Annotated in this window: 6 protein-coding genes; 2 read left to right on the top strand and 4 right to left on the bottom strand. The window is 71.3% G+C overall.

The window, feature by feature from the left end; genetic code table 11:
- Positions 1-150: 150 nt before the first annotated feature.
- The 4 genes from ABZ873_RS33480 to ABZ873_RS33495 form a co-directional block, all read right to left on the bottom strand.
- Positions 151-546: a hypothetical protein gene (locus ABZ873_RS33480; RefSeq protein ID WP_360880422.1), complete on the bottom strand. Its 396-nt coding sequence runs from the start codon at positions 544-546 to the stop codon at positions 151-153.
- Positions 547-651: 105 nt separating this feature from the next.
- On the bottom strand, positions 652-1,779 hold the full coding sequence (gene proB / locus ABZ873_RS33485) for a glutamate 5-kinase (RefSeq protein ID WP_360880407.1): 1,128 nt from the start codon (positions 1,777-1,779) through the stop codon (positions 652-654).
- Between the two features lie 75 nt (positions 1,780-1,854).
- Positions 1,855-2,292: a GtrA family protein gene (locus ABZ873_RS33490; RefSeq protein WP_360880410.1), complete on the bottom strand. Its 438-nt coding sequence runs from the start codon at positions 2,290-2,292 to the stop codon at positions 1,855-1,857.
- Complete coding sequence (locus ABZ873_RS33495; RefSeq protein WP_360880413.1) at positions 2,289-3,284, bottom strand: glycosyltransferase family 2 protein; 996 nt, start codon at positions 3,282-3,284, stop codon at positions 2,289-2,291. The genes ABZ873_RS33490 and ABZ873_RS33495 overlap by 4 nt, the downstream gene beginning before the upstream one ends.
- Positions 3,285-3,433: 149 nt before the next feature.
- On the opposite strand from ABZ873_RS33495, the gene ABZ873_RS33500 reads away from it, so the two are divergent.
- On the top strand, positions 3,434-6,346 hold the full coding sequence (locus tag ABZ873_RS33500) for a bifunctional glycosyltransferase family 2 protein/CDP-glycerol:glycerophosphate glycerophosphotransferase (protein ID WP_360880416.1): 2,913 nt from the start codon (positions 3,434-3,436) through the stop codon (positions 6,344-6,346).
- Positions 6,343-7,491 (top strand): glycosyltransferase, encoded by a 1,149-nt coding sequence (locus tag ABZ873_RS33505; RefSeq protein ID WP_360880419.1) that lies wholly within the window; start codon positions 6,343-6,345, stop codon positions 7,489-7,491. The genes ABZ873_RS33500 and ABZ873_RS33505 overlap by 4 nt, the downstream gene beginning before the upstream one ends.
- Positions 7,492-7,607 lie beyond the last annotated feature (116 nt).

The raw sequence follows: 7,607 nt of genomic DNA on the forward strand, positions 1-7,607 counted from the left end.
GGGGGGGGGGGGGGGGGGGGGGGGGGGGGGGGGGGGGGGGGGCGGGGGGGGGTGCCGCTGCGCGGAGCTGCTCCCCGCCCCGCCCTTTCGCCGTTTCCCGGGGCTCCGCCCCGGACCCCGCGCCTCAGACGCCGGCGTGGCTGAAAAACCTCAGTACGGGTGGACTCCTACCGGGTGGGCCGGTGGGGGGCCGTAGCCCTCGGCCACGCGGAGGTGGTAGGTGGCGCGGTCGATGACCTCCAGGCCGACGATCTCCCACGGCGGCAGCTGGGCCGAGGAGCGGTGCTCGCCCCACAGGCGCAGGGCGACGGCGGCCGCGTCGTGCAGGTCGCGGGCCTCCTCCCAGTAGCGGATCTCCGCGTGGTCGTCCGCGTACCGGCTCGTCAGCAGGAAGGGATGGTCGTGGGCCAGCTGCTCCAGCCCGCGCCGGACCTCGGACAGCGGGGCCGGTTTACCGGAGACGCTCAGGGTCACGTGCCACAGCCGCGAGCCGTTGTCCTGCTCGTGGCCGCCGCCGTCACCGTCCCCCGGCCCGACGCTGGTCAGCGCTCGTCTCACCAGCCGCCTCCTGTCTCCACCACGTGTGTCCGCCCGCTCCGTTCTTCACAGTTGACCAGTCCCCGGGCGGCCGCGCTGCGCTTTTGCAGAACCTCAGCCCTGCAGCAGGACCAGATCGTCACGGTGGACGACCTCCCGTTCGTACGCGGGTCCGAGTTCCCGTGCGAGCTCGCGAGTGGAGCGCCCGAGGAGCTGCGGGAGCTCCTTGGCGTCGAAGTTGACGAGGCCCCGCGCGACGGCCCGGCCGTCGGCCGCGCGGAGCTCCACCGGGTCCCCGGCGACGAAGTCCCCCTCGACGCCCGCGATGCCCGCGGGCAGCAGCGAGCTGCCGCGCTCGGTGACCGCGCGGACGGCTCCGTCGTCCAGCACGAGGTGGCCCCGCGGGGTGGAGGCGTGCTGCAGCCAGAGCAGCCGGTCGGCGGAGCGGCGGCCGGTGGCGTGGAACAGGGTGCCGGTGACGCGGCCCGCGAGGGCGTCGGCGGCCTGGCTGGCGGAGGTGAGCACCACCGGGATGCCGGCGGCGGCCGCGATCCGGGCCGCCTCGACCTTGGTGACCATGCCGCCGGTGCCCACGCCCGCCTTGCCCGCGCTGCCGATGGAGACGTGCGCGATGTCCTCGGGGCCGTGGACCTCGTCGATACGGGTGGTGCCGGGCTGGGAGGGGTCTCCGTCGTAGAGGCCGTCCACGTCGGAGAGGAGGACGAGGAGGTCCGCGCGGACCAGGTGGGCGACGAGGGCGGCGAGCCGGTCGTTGTCGCCGAAGCGGATCTCGTCCGTGGCGACGGTGTCGTTCTCGTTGACGACGGGCAGGGCTCCCATGGCCAGCAGCTGGTCCAGGGTGCGGTAGGCGTTGCGGTAGTGCGCGCGGCGGCTGGTGTCGTCGGTGGTGAGCAGCACCTGGCCGACCCGGACGCCGTACCGGGCGAAGGAGGCGGTGTAGCGGGCGACGAGGAGGCCCTGGCCGACGCTGGCGGCGGCCTGCTGGCGGGCCAGGTCCTTGGGGCGGCGGCGCAGGCCGAGCGGGGAGAGCCCGGCGGCGATGGCTCCGCTGGAGACGAGGACGATCTCCTTCTCCCCGCCGCTGCGGGCCTTGGCCAGGACGTCGACGAGCGCGTCCACCCGGTCGGCGTCGAGTCCGCCCGCCGCGGTGGTCAGGGAGGAGGAGCCGACCTTGACCACGATCCTGCGGGCGTCCACGACACCTTGCCTAGCCGCTGACACGTCTGTCCCCTTGCCCCTTGCCGAATGCCTGCCACCTCAATCTAAGGGGTGGCCCGCCGGGGCCGCGCCGGGGTTTCAGACCGTGGACGAGGTCCTGGCCTGCCCCTGAGCCCGTTCCTCCGCGGCCTTCCGGGCGGCGCCGGGCACCAGGATCCTGCGGGAGAGCAGGAAGGTGAACGGGATGGCCACGACGGCCGCGACCAGCGGCGCGATCCGGGTGTCCAGGCCGGCCCAGGTCACCAGGGCGTAGAGGCCGGCCGACTGGATCACGTAGTTGGTGACATTGGTCAGCGGGAAGAGGAAGAACTTCTTCCAGGTCGGCCGTGTGCGGTAGGTGAAGTAGGTGTTCATGAAGAACGAGCCGACCATCGCCAGGACGAAGGCCAGCGAGTACGCCGCGAAGTAGGGCATCCAGGGGTGCAGCAGCAGGTAGATGCCGAAGAAGGTGCCGGTGTTGACCGCGCCCACCAGGGCGAACCGGAAGACCTGGCCGAGCTGTTCCCTGCGGCTCATCGGGCGCTGCGCTCCACGATCTCCGGCTGCGCCGCCGGGGTGACGGGGCCGTTGCGCGGCAGCGGGTCGGCCCCGTGGGACTCCTTGACCAGGAAGTGCGGGCGGCGCTTGGTCTCGTAGTAGATGCGTCCGATGTACTCGCCGATGAGGCCCAGCATGATCAGCTGGACGCCGCCGAGCCCTGTGATGATGGCCACGAGGGTGACATAGCCCGGGGAGTCGACCCCGTGGGTGATCGCCATGACGGTGATCCACAGGGCGTAGAGGCCGGTGAGGGCGACCAGGGACACGCCGAACCAGATCCCGACGCGCAGCGGCCGGTTGTTGAAGGAGATCAGGCCGTCCATGCCGTAGTTCAGCAGGGCGCCGAACTTCCACTTGGTCTCGCCGGCCTCGCGCTGGGCGTTGCGGTAGTCGAAGTGGACGGTGTCGAAGCCGATCCAGGAGAAGAGGCCCTTGGAGAAGCGGTTGTACTCCGGCAGGGAGAGCAGGGCGTCGACGGCAGGGCGGGAGAGCATGCGGAAGTCGCCGACGCCGTCGGTGAGCTCCACGTCGACCCAGCGGTTCACCCCGCGGTAGTAGAGGCGGCTGAGCACGGAGCGCAGCTTCCTGTCGCCCTCGCGGGTGCGGCGGGCGATGATCTGGTCATGGCCCTGGCGGTAGTGCTCCAGCATGGTCGCGATGAGCTCCGGCGGGTGCTGCAGGTCCGCGTCCATGATCACGACGGCGTCGCCGGTGGCCTCGCGCAGGCCGGCGAGCATGCCGGCCTCCTTGCCGAAGTTGCGGCTGAAGGAGACGTAGCGGGTCCGGTCCCCGTGTTCGGCGGCGATGGTGCGGAGCTTGCCGAGGGTGCCGTCGCGGCTGCCGTCGTCGACGTAGCAGATCTCGTACTCGACGGGCAGGGCGTCCAGGACCCTGCGGATCTCCGCGTCGAAGCTGTCGATGACGGCTTCTTCGTTGTAGCAGGGGACAACTACGGACAGCTTGGTCATGAACACTTCCTGCTGGATCCGAACGGGTGATTGTCGGCGACCGACCCGCCCCCCACCTCTTCCTTAGAAGTATGCACGGCGAGGCGCCACCGAGAGTCGTCCTGCGGGAGCCGGCGGCGACACACGGTAGCTTTGACGGGATAAGCGGAATGAGCGGAACGAAACGAATCGAAGGGATCGAGGTGCACGTGCCCGACGTCTCCGTGGTCGTCATCGTCTACAACGACGCAGAGCGTCTGTCGACAGCAGTCCAGTCGGTTCTCGACCAGACACTCCAGGGTGTCGAGGTCGTGATCGTCGACGACTGCAGCAAGGACCGCTCCTACGCGGTCGCCCAGGAACTGGAGGCCGCGCACCCGGACAGGGTCCGCGCCTTCCGGCTGCCCGAGAACAGCGGCGGCTGCGGCGCGCCCCGCAACCACGGCATCCAGCAGGCCACCGGCACCTATGTGATGTTCCTCGACAGCGACGACGTCCTGGAGCGCAACGCCTGCCGCAACATGCTGGACGCGGCCGAGCGGACCGGATCCGACCTGGTCTCGGGCATGTGCGTCCGCGTGCACCTCGACAACCGGTGGGGCAAGACCACCGAGTGGTACCCCTGGATCTACTCGCGCACGCGCACGCTGGAGTCGATCACCGAGTACCCCGACCTGCTGGTCTACGACACCCTCTCCACGAACAAGTGCTACCGGCGCGCGTTCCTGCTGGAGCAGGGCCTGGAGTTCCCGGTCGGCATCCACTACGAGGACCTGCTGTTCTCCGCCCAGGCGTATGTGGCCGCCCGCCGCATCACCCTGATCCCGAACCACGTCTACTACTGGAACGTGGTCGAGAAGGCCGACGCCAAGTCGATCAGCAACCGGCGCCACGAGATCGCGAACTTCGTCCACCGGATGGAGATCCACCGCCGCGTCGACGAGCTGCTGGCGGCCGAGGGCCACACGGACATCAAGTCCGCGAAGGACGCCAAGTTCCTCAAGCACGACCTGGTGCTGCACCTGCGCGACCTGCCGCTGCTGAGCGACGCGTACCGCCAGGAGTTCGCCCGCCTCGCCAACGGCTACCTCGCCGGCATCGACCCGGCGGCGTACGAGCACGTCACGCACCTCCAGGCGATCTGCGCCTACCTGCTGGGCAAGGAGGACTGGGACAACCTGCTCCCGGCCGCCGACGCCATGACCAACAAGGGCCGCCTGACCTCCCCGCTCGCCGAGCGCGACGGCCGGATCTACTGGTGCGGGCGGCACATCGACGGACCCGACGCCGCCGAGGCCCGCCGCATACTGGACGTCACCGACCAGGCGTTCCACACCACCCCGCTGCACTCCCTCACCCTGGGCAACCGGCTCACCTCCTACGAGGACGACGGCCGCGGCACCGTCTCCCTCGCCGGTACGGTCGTCAACCCGCTCGGCCGGATCTCCACCGACGCGGCCCTGTCCGCCACCCTCGAACTGCGGGCCCGCCGGCAGATCGGGGTGCGCTCGTTCAGCTTCCCGGTGGACACCGTCCGCCACTCGGGTGACACGATCGAGTGGAGCACCACCGCCGACATCGGCCGCACCGTCCGCCCCCTCGGCATCATCGACGCCGTCTGGGACGTCCGCCTCAGGCTCACCGCCGGCGGCGAGCGCATCATCACCCGCGTCTCGCTCGGCGGCCTCGACCTGGACTCGGCGGCCCGGCTGCGCGTCCGGCCGCGGCTGACCCGGCTGGTCTCCGACCGCTTCGCGGCCCAGATGACCAAGAAGGGCAACCTCTCCTACGTCCTGGCCGCCGAGGGCGCCGCCGCCGTCCGCACCCAGTCGCTGATCAACAACGCCATACAGGGCAAGGCGGCGAACGTGGTCAAGCGCGGCCTGCGCAAGGCGCTGCGCGCCCGCCGGAACATCGGCTCCGGCGAGCAGAAGGTGAAGATCTACCACGAGGTCTTCTCGAAGCTGCCGGTCAAGAAGGGCACGGTCGTCTTCGAGAGCCACATGGGCAAGCAGTACAGCGACAGCCCCAAGGCCATCTACGAGGAGATGGTCCGCCAGGGCGTGCCCTTCGAGGCGGTGTGGTCCTACGCGGGCGCCCGCCCCACCGGCTTCCCCAAGGAGGCCACCCTGGTACGGCGCTGGAGCTGGCCGTACCTGCGCGCGCTGGCCCAGGCCGAGTACTGGGTCGACAACCAGGGCTTCCCGCTGGCCCTCGCCAAGCGCCCGGGGACCACGTACATCCAGACCTGGCACGGCTCGGCCCTCAAGCGGATGGGCTTCCACGAGCCGCGCACCAAGGCGCAGGGGCGTCCCGGGCAGGCCCGGTTCCAGGCGGCGGTGGACCGCTTCGACCACTTCCTGATCCGCTCCGAGCACGACGCCCGCACCCTCGCCAAGGGCTTCCGGCTCCGCGACGAGGTGCTGCTGCGCACCGGCTACCCGCGCAACGACGCCCTGGTGGCGGCCCACCGCGAGGAGATGGACAGCGGGGAGCGCGTGCGCGGGCCGCTCGCCGCAGAGCTGGGCCTCGACCCCGGCAAGAAGGTCCTGCTGTACGCGCCGACCTTCCGGGCGGGCGCGGACGGCGCGGTGGAGGGCTTCTCCTTCCCCTTCGACGTGGAGGAGTTCGCGGACCGGCTCGGCGACCGCTTCACGCTGCTGGTGCGCACCCACTACCTCAACAGCGTCTCGCTGCCGCCGTCCGTCGCGGGCCGCGTCGTCGACGTCTCCCGCCACCACGACATCACCCCGCTGCTGGCCCTCGCCGACGGGCTCATCACGGACTACTCCTCGGTGATGTTCGACTACGCGGTCCTGGACCGGCCGATGGTGTTCTTCGCGTACGACTACGAGAAGTACGCCACCGACATCCGCGGCACCTACTTCGACCTCAAGGAGAAGGCCCCGGGCCCGGTCGTGGCCACCGCGGACGAACTCCTGCAGTCGCTGGCCGCCTTCGAGGAGGCGGACGCCAAGTACGCGGAGGCCAGGCAGCGTTTCCTGGCCGAGTTCGGCGAGTACGACCGCGGGGACGCCGCCCGCCAGATCGTCGGGAAGTTCTTCACCGGGAGCGGCAAGTGAGCCGGGACATCTTCATCGTCTCCAACAGCGTCGACGAGCTCGGCGGCGTGACCACCTGGTCGCACCAGATGGCCCGGCAGTTCAGCGACCGCGGCCACACCGTGCACCTCGTCGGCATCGCCCCGGTCGCGGAGGAGATCCGGCAGAAGCTGCCGGAGGGCCTGCCCTACGAGATGACCACGCTCTACGACACCCACCCGCCCTCCGCCCGCCGGCTGAGCGGGATCAAGGGCCGGCTGAACGCGCCCGAGCGGCGCCGCCAGGCGGCCCGGCGGGCGCAGATGCGGGCCAAGGCGGAGCGGCTGAGCGAGCTGCTGCGCGCGGCCCGGCCCGGCGGGGTGGTCATCGTCACCCAGGTGTGGGCGATGGAGTGGGTGGCGCTCGCGGACACCAAGGGGCTCACCGTCATCGGGATGAGCCACGAGTCCTTCGAGGCCAGCCAGAAGTCCACCCGCGGCGAGCGGGTCCGCCGCCACTACGCGCAGGTGGACCGGATGCTGGTGCTGACCCCGGAGGACGCCGACCTCTGGATCCGCTCGGGCATGGAGAACGTCGGCAGCATGCCGAACCCGCTGCCGTTCATGCCCGACGAGCCCGCGCCGCGCACCGAGCGGGCCGTGGCCTGCGTGGGCCGCCTCGCCTTCGAGAAGGGCATCGACCTGCTGCTCGACGCGTGGGCCGACGCGGCGCCGCTGCACCCCGACTGGGTGCTGCGGATCTACGGCGCCGGCCTGGAGGAGCCCGTGCTGCGGGCCCACTGCACCTCGCTCGGCCTGGACGACTCGGTGCGGTGGGAGGGCAGCACGGACGATGTGCTGGGGGCGCTGCGCTCGGCCTCGGTCTTCGCGCAGGCTTCGCGCGCCGAGGGCTTCCCGATCACCCTGCTGGAGGCGATGGCGGCGGGCCTTCCCGTGGCCGCCTTCGACTGCGCGCCGGGCGTCCGGGAGATCGTCGAGCACGGCGAGGACGGGCTGCTGGCCCGGCTGGGCAACACCATGGAGCTGGCGGGGCACCTGCACGCCCTGATGTCCGACCGCGAGCTGCGCGACCGGCTCGGGGACAACGCCTTCCGCTCGGTGCGGCGTTACTCGGCCCACGAGATCACCGACCGGTGGGAGGAGCTGTTCTCCTTCCTGGAGCGCTGACGGCAGAGCCCGTCCCGCACACCACGAGAGCCGCCCGCCCCCGCGGGGTGCGGGGGGGGGGGGTGGGGGCGGGCGGGGGGGGGGGCCGGCAGGCGGGCGTTGGGGGCGGGTTGTTT

Source organism: Streptomyces sp. NPDC047014 (genome assembly GCF_040644195.1).
Classification (GTDB): Bacteria; Actinomycetota; Actinomycetes; order Streptomycetales; family Streptomycetaceae; genus Streptomyces.